Annotated in this window: 23 protein-coding genes; 4 read left to right on the top strand and 19 right to left on the bottom strand. The window is 38.6% G+C overall.

Annotated elements, in window-relative coordinates:
* Positions 1 to 47: 47 nt before the first annotated feature.
* From ABZ559_RS11825 to ABZ559_RS11880, 12 genes are all read right to left on the bottom strand, one after another.
* A complete protein-coding gene (locus tag ABZ559_RS11825) occupies positions 48 to 503 on the bottom strand; it encodes a hypothetical protein (protein ID WP_367006552.1) in 456 nt (151 codons plus the stop codon).
* A 14-nt stretch (positions 504 to 517) separates the two neighbouring features.
* Positions 518 to 691, bottom strand: a complete 174-nt coding sequence (locus ABZ559_RS11830) for a sporulation protein Cse60 (RefSeq protein WP_367006553.1) — start codon at positions 689 to 691, stop codon at positions 518 to 520.
* A 522-nt stretch (positions 692 to 1,213) separates the two neighbouring features.
* A complete protein-coding gene (locus ABZ559_RS11835) occupies positions 1,214 to 2,416 on the bottom strand; it encodes an IS110 family transposase (protein WP_367006554.1) in 1,203 nt (400 codons plus the stop codon).
* A 233-nt stretch (positions 2,417 to 2,649) separates the two neighbouring features.
* Positions 2,650 to 4,152 carry a phage/plasmid primase, P4 family gene (locus tag ABZ559_RS11840; RefSeq protein ID WP_367006556.1) on the bottom strand — a complete coding sequence of 501 codons (1,503 nt, stop codon included), beginning with the start codon at positions 4,150 to 4,152 and terminating at the stop codon, positions 2,650 to 2,652.
* A gap of 19 nt (positions 4,153 to 4,171) precedes the next feature.
* Positions 4,172 to 5,029, bottom strand: coding sequence for a primase alpha helix C-terminal domain-containing protein (locus ABZ559_RS11845; RefSeq protein ID WP_367006557.1), 858 nt, complete (start codon positions 5,027 to 5,029; stop codon positions 4,172 to 4,174).
* Between the two features lie 134 nt (positions 5,030 to 5,163).
* A complete protein-coding gene (locus tag ABZ559_RS11850; RefSeq protein ID WP_367006559.1) occupies positions 5,164 to 5,439 on the bottom strand; it encodes a MerR family transcriptional regulator in 276 nt (91 codons plus the stop codon).
* Entirely contained in the window at positions 5,432 to 5,782 is a 351-nt protein-coding gene (locus tag ABZ559_RS11855; protein WP_367006561.1) for a hypothetical protein, read from the bottom strand. Before ABZ559_RS11855 ends, ABZ559_RS11850 begins: the two co-directional genes overlap by 8 nt.
* Positions 5,779 to 6,015, bottom strand: a complete 237-nt coding sequence (locus ABZ559_RS11860) for a hypothetical protein (protein ID WP_367006562.1) — start codon at positions 6,013 to 6,015, stop codon at positions 5,779 to 5,781. The genes ABZ559_RS11855 and ABZ559_RS11860 overlap by 4 nt, the downstream gene beginning before the upstream one ends.
* A 12-nt stretch (positions 6,016 to 6,027) precedes the next feature.
* Positions 6,028 to 6,231, bottom strand: coding sequence for a hypothetical protein (locus ABZ559_RS11865; RefSeq protein WP_367006564.1), 204 nt, complete (start codon positions 6,229 to 6,231; stop codon positions 6,028 to 6,030).
* 1 nt (position 6,232) lies between these two features.
* Entirely contained in the window at positions 6,233 to 6,619 is a 387-nt protein-coding gene (locus tag ABZ559_RS11870) for a hypothetical protein (protein WP_367006565.1), read from the bottom strand.
* A 362-nt stretch (positions 6,620 to 6,981) separates the two neighbouring features.
* The gene (locus tag ABZ559_RS11875; RefSeq protein ID WP_367006566.1) at positions 6,982 to 7,797 is read right to left on the bottom strand and encodes a BRO family protein; all 816 of its coding nucleotides are present in this window, start codon (positions 7,795 to 7,797) and stop codon (positions 6,982 to 6,984) included.
* Between the two features lie 36 nt (positions 7,798 to 7,833).
* Positions 7,834 to 8,040, bottom strand: coding sequence for a helix-turn-helix domain-containing protein (locus tag ABZ559_RS11880; RefSeq protein WP_367006568.1), 207 nt, complete (start codon positions 8,038 to 8,040; stop codon positions 7,834 to 7,836).
* Positions 8,041 to 8,162: 122 nt separating this feature from the next.
* Here ABZ559_RS11880 and ABZ559_RS11885 point away from each other — a divergent pair, with 122 nt between their 5' ends.
* Both ABZ559_RS11885 and ABZ559_RS11890 read left to right on the top strand, forming a co-directional pair.
* A complete protein-coding gene (locus ABZ559_RS11885) occupies positions 8,163 to 9,095 on the top strand; it encodes a helix-turn-helix domain-containing protein (RefSeq protein ID WP_367006570.1) in 933 nt (310 codons plus the stop codon).
* A 34-nt stretch (positions 9,096 to 9,129) separates the two neighbouring features.
* Entirely contained in the window at positions 9,130 to 10,017 is an 888-nt protein-coding gene (locus tag ABZ559_RS11890; RefSeq protein WP_367006571.1) for a hypothetical protein, read from the top strand.
* Here ABZ559_RS11890 and ABZ559_RS11895 read toward each other — a convergent pair.
* Entirely contained in the window at positions 10,014 to 10,193 is a 180-nt protein-coding gene (locus tag ABZ559_RS11895) for a hypothetical protein (RefSeq protein ID WP_367006572.1), read from the bottom strand. The genes ABZ559_RS11890 and ABZ559_RS11895 overlap by 4 nt on opposite strands.
* A gap of 444 nt (positions 10,194 to 10,637) precedes the next feature.
* On the opposite strand from ABZ559_RS11895, the gene ABZ559_RS11900 reads away from it, so the two are divergent.
* Positions 10,638 to 11,783 (top strand): site-specific integrase, encoded by a 1,146-nt coding sequence (locus ABZ559_RS11900; RefSeq protein ID WP_367006573.1) that lies wholly within the window; start codon positions 10,638 to 10,640, stop codon positions 11,781 to 11,783.
* Positions 11,784 to 11,908: 125 nt separating this feature from the next.
* Positions 11,909 to 12,691, top strand: a complete 783-nt coding sequence (locus ABZ559_RS11905) for a TMEM175 family protein (protein WP_367006574.1) — start codon at positions 11,909 to 11,911, stop codon at positions 12,689 to 12,691.
* A 164-nt stretch (positions 12,692 to 12,855) separates the two neighbouring features.
* On the opposite strand, the gene ABZ559_RS11910 is transcribed toward ABZ559_RS11905, so the two are convergent.
* From ABZ559_RS11910 to ABZ559_RS11935, 6 genes are all read right to left on the bottom strand, one after another.
* Entirely contained in the window at positions 12,856 to 13,671 is an 816-nt protein-coding gene (locus ABZ559_RS11910) for a metal ABC transporter permease (protein ID WP_367006576.1), read from the bottom strand.
* Positions 13,661 to 14,371 (bottom strand): metal ABC transporter ATP-binding protein, encoded by a 711-nt coding sequence (locus ABZ559_RS11915; RefSeq protein ID WP_367006578.1) that lies wholly within the window; start codon positions 14,369 to 14,371, stop codon positions 13,661 to 13,663. Before ABZ559_RS11915 ends, ABZ559_RS11910 begins: the two co-directional genes overlap by 11 nt.
* A complete protein-coding gene (locus tag ABZ559_RS11920; protein ID WP_018376791.1) occupies positions 14,368 to 14,817 on the bottom strand; it encodes a zinc-dependent MarR family transcriptional regulator in 450 nt (149 codons plus the stop codon). The genes ABZ559_RS11915 and ABZ559_RS11920 overlap by 4 nt, the downstream gene beginning before the upstream one ends.
* A gap of 70 nt (positions 14,818 to 14,887) precedes the next feature.
* Positions 14,888 to 15,739 carry a 4-(cytidine 5'-diphospho)-2-C-methyl-D-erythritol kinase gene (ispE, locus tag ABZ559_RS11925; protein WP_367006580.1) on the bottom strand — a complete coding sequence of 284 codons (852 nt, stop codon included), beginning with the start codon at positions 15,737 to 15,739 and terminating at the stop codon, positions 14,888 to 14,890.
* Between the two features lie 138 nt (positions 15,740 to 15,877).
* Positions 15,878 to 16,729 carry a class C sortase gene (locus ABZ559_RS11930; protein ID WP_367006582.1) on the bottom strand — a complete coding sequence of 284 codons (852 nt, stop codon included), beginning with the start codon at positions 16,727 to 16,729 and terminating at the stop codon, positions 15,878 to 15,880.
* A gap of 91 nt (positions 16,730 to 16,820) precedes the next feature.
* On the bottom strand, positions 16,821 to 18,320 hold the full coding sequence (locus ABZ559_RS11935) for an isopeptide-forming domain-containing fimbrial protein (protein WP_367006584.1): 1,500 nt from the start codon (positions 18,318 to 18,320) through the stop codon (positions 16,821 to 16,823).
* Positions 18,321 to 18,324 lie beyond the last annotated feature (4 nt).

The raw sequence follows: 18,324 nt of genomic DNA on the forward strand, positions 1-18,324 counted from the left end.
TTCCTTTCTTTGCTGATATAGCACAAAAAGAGGCGGGGCCTCTCTGTTCAATCTTTGGCTAGTAACCCACTGATTGCCATATCTCGGATAAACTGGCTTTCTATCTCTGCCGGTAGCTCTAACAAATCTAGTAACTCACCTAGTGCTTGTTTGTCTGTACTTGAGATAAGTTTCTTAATAATCTTTTGGAACTGTCCTTCAAGGTATTCGCAAAAATTCAAGCGTTGGGCTTGAGTTGGTTCAACTGGTGTAGGAGTAGTAGCAACCATCATGAAACAGGCTTCAGCAATCTGTGAGAATAGTTTTGCACGCGCTTCTGGGTGTTTGTAAAGTTCGTAGGCGTTGATATTAGTATCCTCATTTCTCAACATATTTCCAATCTCAAGCAACTTTGGAATGTCACCAACTTCCACGGGTGTTTTGTCGGCCATGAAGTTGGCTCGGTGCTGATTTAACTCTTCCAGTTCCTTATCTGCTTTGTCAAATAAATCTTGTTCGGTCATTTTGGGTATCTCCATTATTTGTATAGGACTAATAGCCCTGTGTCTGTGCATAGATTTTCATAGTCGCCACTAGTTGCCTCTGTATATTTCACGTCAATAACTTCAATGTTTGCCATAAAGTCGTTAACCTGGTTCTCAAATTCCTCCAGGCTCTGCTTATGTTTCTGATAAAATAGCTTGATTTTCAATTTTTTTAGCTCCTTTTCTTTAATTTGTTACCTTCTTTAGTGTTTTTGTTACCTTCTAGGTAACATAGCTCCGCCTTACTGCCACAAGGGGTTAGACCGCTTTGTTACCATGTTGACCTTCTTTCTAACTCCTTACCCTTATATATAAATACTACTTTTTTCCTATATAGAGAGTTAAAAAGAAGGTAACAAGGTCAACATAACAGCTATAAAGCTATATATATCAAGGGTCTAGGTGCGTTACCTTCTTTCTAAACAAGGTAACAAGAAGGGCAACAATTTTTGTAAAATCCTAGTAACTGCAAGGGTTTAGGCCATCAAAAGAAGGTCAACATTATTCTTTTTTCTACCATTTGTCAAGCCTATCAAGGTTTTAGAGAAAAAATAATTTTCATACAGTCATCAAAATAGGGAAGTGACCTTACTTTACACTAAAGATTTACATAAAAAGTGTATACAAAACCAACACCTTATTTTGTGATTTTTGAAATAAGGTGTTACAATAATATGGCATAAACAGTTTTACCGATTTTGGGTTAAAGTGTAATCGTAAAGTTTGTTATGCATAATGAGGTAATACATTGTCCGGATGAGACGATGTATGGAGGCAATCGTGTGTGGCTTGGTTGAAGTCGTTTGCGATTGCCTTTTTCGTTTCTCATAAAAGTCTGCAATATGGCAAGGATTGGTGTGACTAGCTGAAGCGATATTGTGAATGCATTTGAACAGAATCTTTCTAGCGTAGGGGTTGCCACGCTTGGTAATGTGTTCCTTAGCGATGAAGTTTCCAGATTCATAGTGTCTCAGGTCAATACCGATAAAGGCATTGATTTGATTGGCAGACTGAAAACGGCGAATATCTCCCAGTTCACCAATAATACTTGTTGCAGTCGTCTCAGCGATACCAGGAATAGAAAGCAGAATGTCATACTCTGGTAAAGGTTGAGCTAGTTCCACCATTTCGTCTAAGATTGCTTGTCTCTGTTCAGAAAGTCTAAGCAATTCTTTTGCATAGTAACGGACCTCTTCCATGATTGGAGAGGTTTTCTTGACGGCACAATAAGATTGATTAGCTAGTGCTGTCAGCTTCTCTGCTAAGTAGGCCACACGCTCGTCAGAAATCCGTTTTGAAGTGGACAGACGGATGCTCTTTGAGAGTTCATCCTTGCTTAACTCAAGCACGAAGTCCTTGCAAGGAAACGCAGTAACTAAGTTCCAGTATTGTTCCCCAGTTGGCGTTGATAAGATAGTCTCCAACTCTGGGAAAGTGACCTGTAAGACCTTGTGTAGACGATTTTTAGCCCGAACAATGTCCTCAGTCAGATTCTGATAGAAACGGCTGAGATCCCGCAAGTCTTGATAGACTTCTTCTTGGACATAGGTCGGTTTACGATTCAGCACAAACTGGGACTGAGCCAGTTTTTCAGCGTCAATTTGATCTGTTTTCCGCACACGCAAGCTATCCAGTTGCTTCTTGGCTTCTAAGGGATTGAGCCGTGTGTAAGCGTAGCCATGTTCATCCAGAAAAGCTTGAAGACGACGAGAATAGACGCCTGTTGCTTCAAAGATGATTTCTGGCTTGTGGACGGTTTTCAAATCGCCAAGTAGCCGAGCAAAGCCAATGGCATCATTGGGCATGGTATAGCCATGAACCTTCTCGCCGTTGACTAGAATGGCCACTTCTGAACTTACTTTACTCACATCAATCCCAAAAACTGCACGCATGATATTACCTCTTTGTCTTGAATGATTCCTTGTTTTAGAGATGTCATTTTCAATACTCGACGTCTAGCGTCCCACATACTTTGATAACATTCTTCCTAAAACAGGTGTCTTGCCAGTTTTTGTTGCGACGTCTAGCGTCAAAAGAAGCATCGACTTAACAAGACACCTCTACTTTATCATAAAGAAAAAGTAGTGAGTACTTTCTCCCGTCGGAGATTTCTTCACTACTAATCTTAGTATGTTTTTGTTATAGCGTGATTTACTCTCCCCAGTTTTGGCCTCTCAAACTCCAACGGATCCAGTTTGTCATAATCTTCAACCTTAACACGCGCTTTTTTTAGTTGGTACTTATTTGGCGTTAACTGCTGTAAGTGCCTGATTGTCTCCTTACCAGCACCGTAAACATTTGGCTTAGGTATTCCCATATCTTCGGCATAATGCTTCAAGGATCTTGTAGCGATAAAAACGGGTACTACGTCCAGCTCGTGCCAACCTCTTTCCATGTACTCATGTTTTACCCAAGATAACAAGTAATCATTATCTTCCTGGTATTCCTCTAACAGGCCTTTGACTGCCTGCGGTTCGATAAAATGGGTAAATGGTTTCTGGTTGATAGCTTTATAAAGGGCGTACTCTAATACCTCTTTATTGGCCAAAAAATCATTTTTTATCCAGGGCTTTTCTTTCTCACCGTTAAAGTCAGCATTGAAGGGGACAATCATAATACGCCTATACCAGCCCTTTGTCTTATTTCCACCGTTGGGGATATAGTTTCCTGAAAAGATATTAAAGAGTTTGAAGGTCGCTTCAAAAGCTGGGCGCCCCTTTGGATTGACTAGCACGGTGTCCCCACTGGTAATACTCATTAGGTCAGACGGATTTTTTAAGTATTCATTAGGTGCCTCGTCTCCAATATTGCAAACTTTACCTACTAGCGTTTCCAGGTTATGCTTTTCAGCAAACTGAGCGGGCTTCAATGCTGATACGTTACTTTCTCCTATCAGGTTGATAAGGAACCGCTGAAATGTCCCTTTTCCGTTGTTACCGTCCCCGTAAAAGATAGCAAACTTGTTCCGTGTATGGTTGGGGTTGATAGCCTCCAGGATAATCTGCCAAAACAATATTACAAGCTCACTATCATTACAAGCGATTGAGTTTAACCAATCGTCAAATGTCTTCCCCTCCCTATCGGTCGGGACCCGCTTAGGCGCGTGGTATGCCGTGTTAATCTTACTTGTAATCACATATTTAGGACTGAAAGGAAGTAGCTCCTTAGTCTTTAAGTCAATAATGCCATTCTGTACGGGGATAAGATAGGCGCTCTCCAGCGGTTTCTTTATCCTTGTCAATGTTCTAACCATTAGCTTAATCTGGGGCCATTCCCTAGGCTTAATCCTCACGTCAAATGTCTTGCAAAATCGGTTAAATAAGTCATTACTAGCCGTATATATACCCTCATCTAAATCATATATATAGAGTAGGCTATAATCAGGTACGTTGCTTTTGCTGATAAAAGTAAAGGTGATAATTTCGCTTAGCATTTTGGCAACTGTAAAAACCTGGGGCATGGCCACCTTTTCGGTAACGTCCCCTGTACTTTCGTTTATTTTGGTTTCCGTGTGTTCTTCCCGCCATTGTTCCCCAGCTTGAAAGATACGGTTTTCCAATTCCTTCATTGTCCTGGGCGGTTGCTCCTGCTCACGCGCCTCTAAGATTTCACTTTCCAGGCTTTTCAATTCTTCCTTTTCTATGGTTCTATCCTCTCTTTCTAAATTCTGCTCTTGCTATACTTTCAAAAGTCCTATCTAGCTCCCTCTCTGGTAGGGGGGTAGCTGTCACGCTGTTTGCTATCTTTGTTAATTCGTAAGCTGTTTCTATATCACAATCCACCCACTTATTAAAGAGTAACCCCACAAAGCGCGTGAGTGCCACGTTACGCCCTCCCTCGTCTCCAAAGCCATTAAAAAGCGTATCTATGACCCTCATAGTGATAGACCGCTGACCGCTTGGCCGTGGTGTGTACGTCTGCGGTTTTACTCCCTTTTGAGTTGTCGGGCTTGTACTTTGTACGGGATAATCTATCCCACGGTTAACATAACGCTGATAGTTTTCTGGGTCTCTAGTTGTAACGGGTAAGCCTTGGAGTTGCGACCAAGTAAGGCTAGCCATGTCAAAAGGTAGCCCGACCTTATCCGCTATCTCATTAACTACCTGTTTATAGCTTTCTTCGTCCATATTGCCACTAGGCTTCACGACAAGCCTAAAACGCTGTTTTTCGGCTGTGTACTTAATAGTTGGATAAATAATATAGCTGTACTCCCAGAGTGTCTCAGAAATGATTTTAGGGAAGTCTATGCCTGTTTCTATCTCATCATAATCAAGGAAAATCAAATCACGATAAACAAGGCTAGTATTATTACGCTTATAACTTCCATTAGTATCTGGTTTCACTTTACCACTCAAACAGTAGGGGGCTTGTGTGCGTTTATATTCCTCAAGATTAGCCCCTTCTGGTACTTTTATGGGCTTAAAACGGGCGATATATTCAAACGGTTCTAGCTTGTCAAACGGATAAACCAGATTATTCTGAAAACCTCTGGCTTCGTAAATCATGTCACTTCCTCCGTTTCTTTTTCAATTTCTTCAATCGCTGCTGTTCCTTATTCTGTTCGACGCTCGGACGTTGGTCTTTGTAAACTTTTTCATTATGGTAATGTCCGCCACCTTGTGCGGGGTGTATGCTATATCTACCCATTGTCTACCCCCAAAAATATCAGAATATCACTCACTTTATAAAAGACTTTGCGTGTGTCCTCGATAGGAGGGGAGTAGCGCTGTAACCCAGCACGTTCCCAACGTTGCAAAGTTTTATAATCTACGTCCAACTCTTCTTTGAGTTGTTTGGGTGTCATCAGCCCTGTCAAACGTGTTTTGGGCTTCAGATAATCTTTTAGAAAGCCATCTATTAGTTTTAATACTCCACGTTTTAGGCTGTTTTCACTCTCTTTGCTTAAACTAAACATTCATATCAGCCCCTTTCAGTAACTCCTTATAGCTATCAAGGTCAGCATTTAACAAAACACTTAGGCGCTTTTGTTCTTCCTGTACTTGATTATAAAAAGCTTTAGCGCCGTCTAATAGCTCAGCCTTATCTGCTGGGATAAAGTAACCACGATTAAAGCCATGTCTTACGCCAATGATAGGAACGCCGTAGCGCGTGATTAAACGGCTGATTATACTTTGTACTGTCCTTTCTTCTAACTTCAAAACAAGGGCGATTTCTGCCCCTGTGGTGGGCTTGTCAGCTCCTACCTTGATAAGACTAAGGACACGTCTATAATTCTCTGGTAGCGGTGGTAGTGTCATTCTATTTCCTCTCTTTCCTTGCTGATTAGAATAATCTGACCTTTTTCCCACATATCAGAAAAATCTGTTAGGGTTTCTAATACTCGTTCTAGCTGATTTCGTTCCTCGATACTGTAACAATCAAATTTATCTTCTAGGGAAAAATCTAGCATAGTTTGGAAAGCCTCATTTAACCACTGACCAAAGTTTTCAGCGCGTGATTTTGCTAGGTCAAAATTTTTGTTTGCTGTCATGTCTACACCTCTCTAATTGTAATAACGCCCCTGTGATTGAATATAAGCCCCATAGCGTGTTTGATATGGTTCGGGAGTAGTTTTCTTCTCATCATCATTTTTAGGCTCTAAATCAAGCTTAAAATAGCTCCTATGCTGCAATAATTTGACAAGCAGCAGAAGTAGTAACGCAAACAAGATTATCATCTCTGTTGGTGTTAGGTTGAGTTCGGTCATGTTATGCCTCTTTCTTTGATAATTTGTGTATTTGTTCAATGTCTGACAACGCCATGTTTAAGTACCACATAGGATTATCGAAATCTACACGATTTTCATACCCACCTTTTAAGAGTAAAATACGTGCTTTTTCAATACGTGCAACAAGCCCATTTAGATTGTTTTCGATAGGAGATAGGTCCCCATACGATACACGCGCGACGTCCTCATGAAAATGGTTCATCATAATATCAGTGAGATAGTGCAATGTCCATCCTGTTTCATGATCTAATTGATATATTTTGCTAATAACTGTTTCTAATTCCACAGCTATGGCATTTTTCACCGGACTATATTCTTTGTTTTCAATTTCAAAAGCTACCATGGTTTTTATATTTTTTTCTTTCATTCTGTCTTACCTCGTTTTTGTAATTTTTTCTGTGTAATTGCTGTGCTGGCGCACATGCTTTAGGCTGTTTTCTTATACGATTTATTTTGACTACTTCAAACGCTGGGCGATTGCCCAAAAGTTGGCGAACATTTGAAATAGTGTGCTAGTTTTAAGGGGTAGCGCCCTCTGTATGGTCATAATGTTCTAGATGTGGTATAATCTAGCTATAAATCTTTACTAAAACCCTTTTAATAACAGCTTGCCTGCTTGTTAATTTTGTTTTAGTGTTTGGTTAAAGGCTTGGAAGTTTGGTCGCTCTCAAAGCCTTTTTTGTTTGCTCTCACGCACCTAAATGATGTCATCTTCATTCTTGATAACTTCTAGACGCTTTTTGAGTTTGATTGTTTTTTCAGTGGGTTAACCAGTGCTAGAATGATATTGTTGACCCGCTGCAAGCCTTCATGAACTTCTACAAGCGTGTTAGCGTTGGCTTGTAGCTCGTTTAGCTTATTTTTAATATAGGCTAAGTCGTCTGTTTGCATGGGTGTCACTGGTTGCGTGTGCTCTTTGTTTATTAACTCCCCGTTCATGTAATAGCCATTCAATCTGATTTCTTTCAGAACGTTCTTGACCACTTTCTTAAATTCTTTGGCTTTTGGTTTACGTGATTGGAATAGCACTTCATACAAACCGAACTCGGTTAACATGTTTACTTCCCTTTTTTGACCTGCCCTAGTTATTACATAGGTTAGCTTTTCATCTTCATCAACCCTTTTTAATAGATCAGTTGTGTTTTGTACTTCAATCATTTTAGCGACTTCAACAGCAATAAAAAGCGGGTTATCTTTATCGCCATAAATTTCAAAAGACTTACTACCGAATTGTTGAGTAGTGATAACTTTGGTAGTTGGTTTTTTAATCTTTCCTTTTGACCAATCATAAAAATCTTCAAACGGGTCTACTGTTGTGCGTTGTGTTTCCTGTGATGTAGTTGGTGTCATTGGTTGGTTCTCCTTTTTGTAATTTAAAATAAAGCGGTTCAGTTTATCCTTAGTAGCCTGTTGGGGTTTTCGCTCCCCTCTCCTGATAGCTTGGATAGTCTCTTCAGCCATTCCAACCATACGAGCAACCTGCGCCCCGCTCAGTCTGTAAGTGGTACAAAAATCATCTAAGTAACTGCTGTAATTCCTCCGCATTGTTTACTCCTTTTCTTTACTTTTGCATACCTATGGTTAAAAAAATATGTCTTCTAGTGTGATGTCAGGGAACAACGGCAGAAGTAGCTGCTTAAACTTTATCTTTTCATCATCACTGAAAGAGTTCTTACCGACTTCTTTGTTATGATAACTTTGTTTTGTCATTCCCAGCTTTTGACCAAGTTGTTCCTGTGTTAAACCCAACATATTTCGATAGCCTCGAATCTTGTTTTTTCTAGTCACTCAATCACCTCCTTTACTTTTGCATACTCACACTATAACACCTTTTTAAAAACAAATCAATACTTTTATTTACTTTTAAAAAAAAAAAGTTTATTATGTAATTATTAGGAGGTGTTTCCGTTATGAATAATAATATTCAAGTTGGGGAAAGAATTAAGCAAATTCGCCTTTCATTAGGTGAATCCATGGAGAAGTTCGGAGAACGCTTTGAAACTTCCAAAGGGACCGTTAATAACTGGGAAAAAGGTAGAAATTTACCCAATAAAGAAAACCTTAAAAAAATATCTGAACTTGGTCAAATAACTGTAAATGAACTTTTATACGGAAATGTCGATAATCTCATTGAGTCTATTTTGTTGAATTTTGACTTCTATGACTTTGCTGATGAAAATAAGAAAAAACGTGTCTTTGAACTCGTAAAAAAAGAGGTAAGAGACAACCCACACCTACTTACCCCGGATTTTAACGATGAACTTATAGAAAAAGTTTCAGATATTGTTGTAGATATTATCAATGGATTGGACGGGACGAATGAATCTGCATTAAGAATGAGTTATGAAGCGTTTAGTTTCTCGCAAATTGAGGATATGTTTTACAAGACTGTAACCACTAGCGAAACAGAAATTAGGTACAATTACAGTTTAATGATGTACCAAAAGCATTACAAAACTAAAAAAATATTACGCGACGGCATGGATGAACAACTTTATAAAAAGTTGGAATTTGTTCATAAACAAGCAGAAATTGAAGTCACTAAAGTAGCAAGGGAACTCGGCTACAAACTTTATAACATTGATGAATCAAAAGAGGAAACAAAAAAACAAGTATTTGATTTGATTGATAAAATTCAATCTATCGTTCCAAAAATGCTTCGAACTAAAAAAATTAAAAAAAATATCGATGTATGGGTGCATAACAATTTAAAGGAATTGATAGAATCGCCTGAAATTCTTTCTGATTTGATAACCACTGGAACATTAAAAGAAATATCACTAGGAACGGTTGAACCAAAGTATCTAGATATGACCCAATTTCATGAACCTGATGTAGACTAACCCACGCGCTAAGAACCAAAGGAAGAGTTAGAAAATGAAAGAAATTATTTACTTAAATACTAAATTAGTCAACTCATTATTAGCACAAACAAATGCAGGACTTGTAACTAAATTAATAAATGAAAATTCAGAATCAGATTCAAATACTGAATCAGGAAGTCAAACTACGACAACTTCAGGATCCACTGGTTTTGCTATGGGAGTTAAAGGAGAAGTTTCTCATTCCGAAAGTGACACTGATAGTTACAGTGTAGTATTTTCGAAATCAAATAAAAATCTCATCGAATCTGCGTTAGATGATTACTCATTAGACGTATTATTGGACAGTTTAGAGGATAAAATTAAGTCTGAAAATTACAATATTGGGGAAATTGTTCTAGTATGCGATACAATCCAATCTTATAATTTTAAGACCTTGATACATGGAATTGAGCTCAAAGGAATATCAAGTCAATTGGAGGGCTACGCTGAATTCCAAGAAAATCGTGCAAAATTCGACAAATTAAAAGAATCAGAAAAACATCTTGATAAACATAAATTATTATCTACTAAGGTAACATCTTCGGGCTGGAATAATTTCCATAATGCTAAAATTATGGCAGAGTACATGGATTCTCTGTTTCCAAATATGACGCTAATAAAAATCGCAGATACACTAAGTATCTGCGAAAATGAGATGATTCGACTAAATCCTGCAATTATGAACTTTAATAATATTGGTGAACGTGAAGCCAAGGTTTTAGGTATTATTTCTAGCAAATTTTTCGAAAAAGTCCCTGAAGACTTCTCAAAAGCAACGCAATCCGATGGATTATACAGAAACGCCCCAAGTATGTTTAGTAATATTATTCTTGGAAGTAATGATATTATTGATAAAAACGATTTTGTTGTGAGGCCTATCGCTATATATTTTGAAAACTAGAAAAAGCGATTGTATTTATTTTCAAAGTTTTTAGATTTTTCTGCAAGTGACTTTCTACCTTGCATTATTTCCTGATGGACTTCACTTTTTTTGAGGACATACTTGCTGTCCATTTCTGATTGCTTAAAAATCACTCTTTTAGAAATGCTTTTAATTTCAGAAATAGTTTTCAACATATAATGCACCTCCTTTATATATCTATTTTACTACTGACTAACGAATAAAGCAACAGCGCGGGCAATGCTGCTGGAATGTTAGAAAAAGCTAGCATTTTAAAATGCCAACATTTGCCGACAATTCACTTATAAAAAATATCAGGTCTTGTCAGGTTCTCCAAAAAAATATTTAAGGTTTTATTAGGTTTTGCGCGTGGTATCAAGCCTAGTTACCTTTACAAAATCTATACATACCTTAAGAAATCCTTACCAGTTTTTAGCTTATCTAATCAAACACCATATAAAGCCCGTAGCGACGTTTTAAGGCTTAACTATATAAATTATCGTCTTACTCAAAACAAACGAAAATAGAAGCCTTCTCGTAACCCCTGGCATGATATAAACCTAAAACATTATAAAACCCTTTTAATAACAGCTTGCCTGCTGATGGAAAGGTTTATGATCATGAAAATAACTGAAGTAACAAAAAAAGACGGTAGCATTATCTACCGCGCAAATATCTATCTGGGTACAGATGCCATTACTGGCAAGAAAGTAAAAACCAGTGTGACGGGTAGGACAAAAACGGAGGTTAAACAGAAAGCAAAAGAGGCGAAAAATAAATTTTCAACAAATCCAACACGCCTAATAGTTCAAACTGATATAAAGAATTTTAACGAACTAACAGAATCATGGTTAGAAACGTATAGGTTAACCGTCAAGGCTCAAACCTTAGTGAATACCAAGACGATTCTGAAAGTGCATATTTTACCAACGTTCGGCAGATTGAAGTTGGAAAAAATCAGCCCTATCTTCATACAAACTTTTATCAATCGGTTGTCTATGACCTTTGTTAATTTTAAGGTTGTTCACTCCATTATCAGACGTATTTTACAACATGGTGTACTATTGGAATTGTTACCACATAATCCAGCAAGGGAAACTATTTTCCCAAAACGCCAACAGCCCGAAAAGCAAGCAATAAAATACATTGATAACCAAGATTTAAAAAAACTACTTGATCATATGGAACAGCTAGCCCCTCAGAAATTTCTGTATTACTATGATAAAGTGCTGTATAACTTCTTTATCGCCACTGGCTGCCGTTTCGGCGAGGCTATCGCCCTGGAATGGTCTGATATTGACTTTGAAAACTTAACCATCAGCATTTCAAAAACGTATAACCGACAACTAGACATAGTTAGCACCCCGAAAACCAAGGCGGGTACTCGTGTAATCAGCATAGACAAAAAAACTTCCCTCATGCTGAAACAATACCGAAACCGTCAGCGGTTGCAATTCTTGGCTATTGGCGGAAAACCGCCCAAAGTTGTTTTTGCTTCCACTACGCTCTTATACGCTAGTTCAGACGTGAGGAGCAAAGCCCTGAGAAACCGCTGTAAAGAAATAGGTATCCAGCCTTTTAACTTTCACGCTTTCCGCCATACTCACGCTAGTTTGCTACTAAACGCTGGTATCAGCTACAAGGAACTCCAGCACCGTCTGGGACATTCTAAAATCTCAATGACTTTAGACACATATGGACATCTATCCAAAGACAAGGAAAAAGAGTCAGTTGTTTACTTTGAAAAAGCCATAAATAGCCTATAGGGTGAACAAAAAGGTGAACAAATTAGAAAATAAACCACCGAAAAAACGCTCAAACCCTTGTCAAATAAAGGTTTTTACACAAAAGTAAGACAATATATTCTGTCTTGACCTACTAGGAGAACGACATGCAGAAGGTGAAAGAAAAGACAGAAAAACAAAAGGATTGGAATAACTACTTTGAACAAATGGCACAAGAGGCCAGCCTCCTTCATCCCGAGTTAGAGAAGCTATCTGCCAAGGAACGGCAAAAGGCTCTAGAACAAGTCTATCACGATGATGAAATACGTCGTGCCAGACGCTTAAAAGAACATATAGAGGTCTTCTCTGATGCCGTTATCGGAGTGATTATCACCATGATGTTATTAGAAATTCCGCTACCAAGCGATACCATTGATTTACATCATTTTTTGACAGGTATCCTTATCTTCTTTGTATCCTTTTTCATCGTGGCGGATTTTTGGTATGATAACCACAAGATTCTTGGGCAGATTGAACATGCAACCAGCAAAATCTTAATTGTTCAATTCAATTTTATGGCAACACTTGCTCTCATTCCCCTCTTTACAAGATGGATGATGGAAGGTATTACAACAAGTGCAGTTGTTGGATATGGTATTGTCACGATTGCAGTTAATCTTTGCCAGTCAATCTTAAATTATTTTGTCATACAAGAAAAGTTTTCTGGAACGACTTACACGCGCAAATTTGCCTCTGTCGCCCATTTACGTCAACTACTAACGGTTGCTATTTTCAACCTTACAGTTATTATATTTGCCTACTTTAACCCAACAGTTGCCTTTTATTTCTATATCTTAAGGCCAATAGTCTCCTTCTTAGGAGCTGCTTTCTTTGAAAAGAAACACCAAGAACGGTGGCGAAAAAATAAGAACACTTCACTGATAATTTAATGAGGCTAGGCAAGACATCCATGACAGTTATTGCCCCATCTTCTCTTGAATTAATGATAGTTCCTACTACAAAAAAGATTGGACTTAAACCAATCTCCTCAATTCTATATTAGATACAGGTAACAAACACTCTTAAAAGGGTGTTTGTTTGTCATTTGTCCAAATTATGATGCCTTGATCAAGCGATTAACCAAACTAACCAAAACAAATAAGGCAATAAATATCATTGTAATAGTTGCACTAGCAGGTGTTTCCCAATAATACGAAATAACAATTCCTGCTACCATACCAACAAATCCAATGATAATTCCTAGGAAAATAACCGACTTGAAGTTCTTTCCAATTCTCATCGCAATACTGGCTGGTAAAACCATAATCGTAGATACCAACAAAGCGCCTGCTGCAGGAATAGTCAAAGCAATTGCAATACCAGTAACAATGTTAAACAAAATCGACATCAGCCGAACAGGTAAGCCGTCAACAAAAGCAGTATCCTCATCAAAAGTCAAAATGTACATCGGACGAATAAACAAGAGTGTCAACACCAAGATAATGGCCGCAATGACAAAAAGTGCAACAACCTGATCCTGACTAATCGTAATAATCGAACCAAAGAGATATTGTTCCAAACTCATACTGCCAGCATTATCCGACTTGCTCATAATAATCAACGAAACTGCCAAACCAAGCGACATTAAGATGGCTGTGGAAATTTCCATGTAATGCTTGTAAACCGTCCTCAAATACTCCAGTACAACAGCCGCAAGCGTGACAACCACGATAGTTGACCAAGTCGTTGAAATTCCTAGTAAAATTCCAAAAGCTACTCCAGCCAAAGAAACGTGGCTCAAGGTATCACTCATCAAACTCTGACGCCGTAAAATTAGGAAAATCCCTAAAATCGGTGCAAAAATACTAATAGCAACCACCGCCAAAACAGCACGTTGCATAAAATCATATGCAAAAATCTCAGTAAGCATGGCTGTCCCCTTTCTGGTCATTCTCATGAATATTGAAACAACGCCAAGGTAAATCTTGATTGCGTACCAAATGAATATTTCGGTCCGCATATGCCTTGACCTCCTCAGGATCATGCGTAATCATAAGGACTGACTTCCCATGTTTATGAGCACTATGGTGCATCAACTCATAAAAAGTTGCCGTTGTTCCAGCATCCATACCAGTCGTAGGTTCGTCCAAAACAAAAATATCAGGATCAGAAGCAAACATACGTGCAATCACCGCGCGTTGTTTTTGACCTCCTGACAAGCTACCGATACGCTTATGGCGATTCTCCCACATCCCTACCGCTTCTAAACTAACCTTAACATGTTCATCGTCATGCTTATTTAAACGACGAAACCAGCCATTACGCGGATAACGACCCGACTTAACAAATTCATAAACCGTTGAAGGGAAACCTGCATTAAAACTAGCAATTTGTTGAGGCAAATAAGCCAAACGTAGTTTCTTTCCATCCTTGTTGGTCTTAGAGATAGTGACTGTACCAACCTTTGGTGTCAATATTCCTAGTGTTGCTTTAATCAGAGTTGACTTTGCAGCACCATTTTCACCTGTTAGAGTTACAAACTCTCCACTGTCTAAATAATAATTGATTCCTTCCAGAACAGGATCAGTATCATACTGGAAGGTCAAATTTTCCACCGTAATATACCTCATGCTTCTCCTTCTAATTCGTTAGAAAAAAGCTCCAAAAAACGACTAACCACAAGCTGCTCATCTTCAGAAAACTGACTAATCAACTTACTATAAACATCCAAAGTCTTATCGTGATGATGCGTGTGTTCATGAGCAATCGGCTGCGCTAACTCTGTCAACTCAAAATAAGTCACACGCGCATCCACCGCGTCTTTCTTAGCAGCCAGCATTTCCTGAGCCAGCAAACTCTTAATAGCCTTAGTAATCGCTGCTTGGCTGACATTTAACTTTTTAGCCAAGTCAGAATTAGTTAAACGTTCTTGTGATAAGAGCATCAAAATATGCTCCTGAGTGTTGGTCAGTTTAACACCACTCTCACAGGATCCAAAAAGTAGTTCGTGCTGATTTTCCGCCTTCAACAAAATCTGATTAACCAAAGCATCAATTTGTTTCTCTAGTTGTTTCATACGTTCACCTCTATTTATTAACCAGTTAATTATATCAAAAAGTAAAAAAAGAATCAAATATCTCTGACTCTTATATCGTCCTCACCTTATAAACTTCCTTACAGAAACCTCGCATGCCATTAACAACTCGGTCTGCTCGTTTCTCGCTCGGACAAAGGGCAAAAACTGTTGGTCCACTTCCCGACATCAGAGCCACGTCAGCTCCACATTTCATCATTTTATCTTTTATTTTTTGGATAAATGGCTTGCGCGAAATGGTGACGTCCTCCAACGAATTTCCCATGTGCTCGATCATAGCTTTATAATCCTCAGCCAAAATAGCAGCTTTTAAAGCTTCAATATCCACACGAGAAATAGTGTTACAGTCAATCTCTGAAAAAATAGTTCTTGTTGAAATTCCAAAGTCAGGTTTAACCAAGACTACCCAAGATGATAAATGGGTATTCAAACATTGAACAACCTCCCCTTTACCAGTAATCAAGGCACAGCCAGCATCCAAACAATAAGGGACATCACTGCCAATAGCAAAACCAATCTCTATCATCTCATCCTTAGAAAGATTGAGCTCCCAAAGCTTGTTCAGAGCTCGAATTGTCGCAGCTGCATCCGTAGAACCTCCACCTAGGCCAGCGCAAATAGGAATAGATTTTTCTAAAACAATCTTGACACCCTTTTTAATCCCATAACGCTCCTTTATCAGGGAGGCCGCTTTAAAAACATCATTTCTGGCATTTAAAGGCATCTTATGGTTGTTAGATTCCATGATAATACCATCAGTTTCAAGATCAGAAACTGTTACATAGTCATTCAAATCCACACTAATCATAATCATAGACAATTCATGATAGCCATCTTCATGTTTACCGATAATATCTAATCCCAAATTGATTTTTGCTGGTGCTCTTTCAATAATACTAGTCATAGCCCTTCCTTTAATTGCTAGTTACTAGTATTATAACAGAAAAACTTAAAAGAACTCAAAAGTTTACTTTAAAAACAACAAGATAAGGCCGAGAAAACTCCTCGACCTTATCTTAACTAACTTCAAAAGCGCAACAAATCATTTTTTATGACTTGCAGTTTTTTTAGCAAAAAAACGTTTATAAATTGCCCAAAACAGCAATAAGATAAATAAAAGTAAGGTGCCAATCACTGGTGATACTAAGAGCGGCTCAACTTGTGAAGCTTCTGAAGTGACACGCGCTGTCTTAGCTTTATTAGCAATACGATGACCACGTACCAAGAGCCTATGAGAATTGACTCCGTAAGGTGTACAAGTAACCAAGGTCACATAATCTTGATTTGGGTCAATCGCTAGCGCCGACACGTCATCAGGCGTTACGGTCAAAATCTGGTCGACCTCATAAGTCAGCGTCTCATCCATAACCTGAATGAGGAAGGTATCTCCCTCCACCAGCTGGTCAATATCCGTAAAAAGCTTGGCCGATGGCAAGCCACGGTGTCCAGAGATTACGGCATGCGTGCCCTGACCACCAACTGGCAAAGACGTTCCAGGGATATGCCCAATAGCCACCTGCAAGATAGCATCGTCCGTCCCGTGATAGATAGGCATTGTAGTGTTGAGCTTGGGGATTTCTACATAGGCCATAATACCAGCATCTGTGACATTCAAGACTTTATTATAGGCAGACTTCTGCTCAGCTGACAAATTCAAATCAGGGATAACTCCTTGCGGCAAGGACTGATTATAAGCACGCGCAGCATCCAACATCTTGTCTGTCTCTTCTTGGGACATGTCCTCAACTTTCTCGACATAACCCGCAACAGCTTTTGACTGGTGGAAAGAATTCCAATAATCACTCACCGTTGGGTACAGCAGTAGGGACAGCCCAATTAGCAATATAAAGACTAATAAAAAAGTGGTCCAATTTTGTTTTAGTTTATCTATCATTAATAGAGCTCTCCTTACTGTTGTCAAAAGAAAGAGGTAGCCAAGGCTACCCCTCACCTTATAACAACAGAAATTTTTCTGTTAAGCTTGATTAAGCTTCCATACGTTTTTTAGTAATAAGAAGGATACCAGCACCAAGAACTAAGATAGCACCAGCAATGTAAAGCATTGTAGTACCAACACTACCAGTTGAAGGAAGGATTGAACCTTTTTTATTTTCTACTTTAGTAGTTAAAGCATCTTCGTTAGCTGTATCGCGAGTAAATTCGATTTCACCTGAAGCGGCAACACCTGTAAGGTTAGTCAATTTAGGAGCATCAGATTCTGTATCATGTTTTGCTTCTACAGTGAAAGTGATATCTTTAATTGTGTTGTAACCAGCAGGTGTCTTGATTTCTTTAAGAACATAGTCACCATCGTCAAGACCCTTGAATGAGAATTGAGTTCCAGCATCGTTCTTCACAACAGCCACTTCCTTAAGTGAACCATCTTTCATTTTTTTAGAAAGTGTGAATTCAGCACCAGTCAATGGTTGGTTGTCTTGGTCAACTTTGTTTACAACTGTTTTGTATGTAAAGACGATTACAGTATCTTTTGGAGTTTTACCAGTTTCAGTTGGTGGTGTTGGAGGAGTAGTTGGTGGTGTTGTTGGAGGAGTTCCAGGTGTTTGGTTACCGTCACCTGAGTTATTAGGGTTGTTAGAGTAGATCAATTCAACTGTATTAGGGTTACCAGCTGAACCGATAACAGCATTTTCATTAAGAGTTGCAGTGTATTCTACAACAATTTTAGAATTTTTATCAACAGTAGCAGCACCGTCAACAGCGATTTGTTTCAAATCTTTAATAGCAAATGAAGAACCATTTTCTGCTGCGTAGAAGTACTTAGTTACTTCTGTACGTTCTGTACCATTTACCACATAAACTTTAGCATCTTTGTTATAAGTCAAACCAGCTGAAAGTTCATCAGAGAAGTTCAAGTAGTATGAGTTATAAGAATCGTAGTTTTCTGGCAATGTAGCAGTCAATTGGAATGGTACTTTATCATTGATGTCATGGTCAGCTGAATCTTGCCAATCTGAAGTATCACCAGTTGTGTCGTTAGTATCTATAACTTTTTTCTCTACAGTTGGAGTACCAACCTTAGGAGTCATGTCAGTATCTTTGATAACTTTAAGAACATAAGCTGATGTAGCATCATTTTTATCTTTGATGAGGTAGTAACCAGCTGCAAGACCAGTAATAGAAGCTGAACCTGTGCCTGCTGGTGTACCTGTCAGGTAACCATTGATTTTAGTAGCAAAGTTTTTAGCATCTGTTGAATTATCAGCTGCTTTTGACAATGTTTCAGCTACTGTACCTGCATCTCCAAGTTTAGATTTACCTGCATCAGAAACGTTAGCACCCCATTGAATATTACCAAGTTGTCCATCAGAACCAAGACTACCAGTAAAGATTTGATAAGCTTCATAGGTATGACCTGATACCGGTTCGTTGATAGTTAAAGTATAACCATCAGCCAAGGCTTTACCACCTGTGAAGGCAGCAAAGACTGCGACGATTGTCGCCAAGATTAATTTTAATCTCTTCATTTCT

It is taken from the genome of Streptococcus sp. ZY19097, from assembly GCF_040731245.1.
In the GTDB taxonomy this organism is placed as follows: Bacteria; Bacillota; Bacilli; order Lactobacillales; family Streptococcaceae; genus Streptococcus; species Streptococcus orisratti.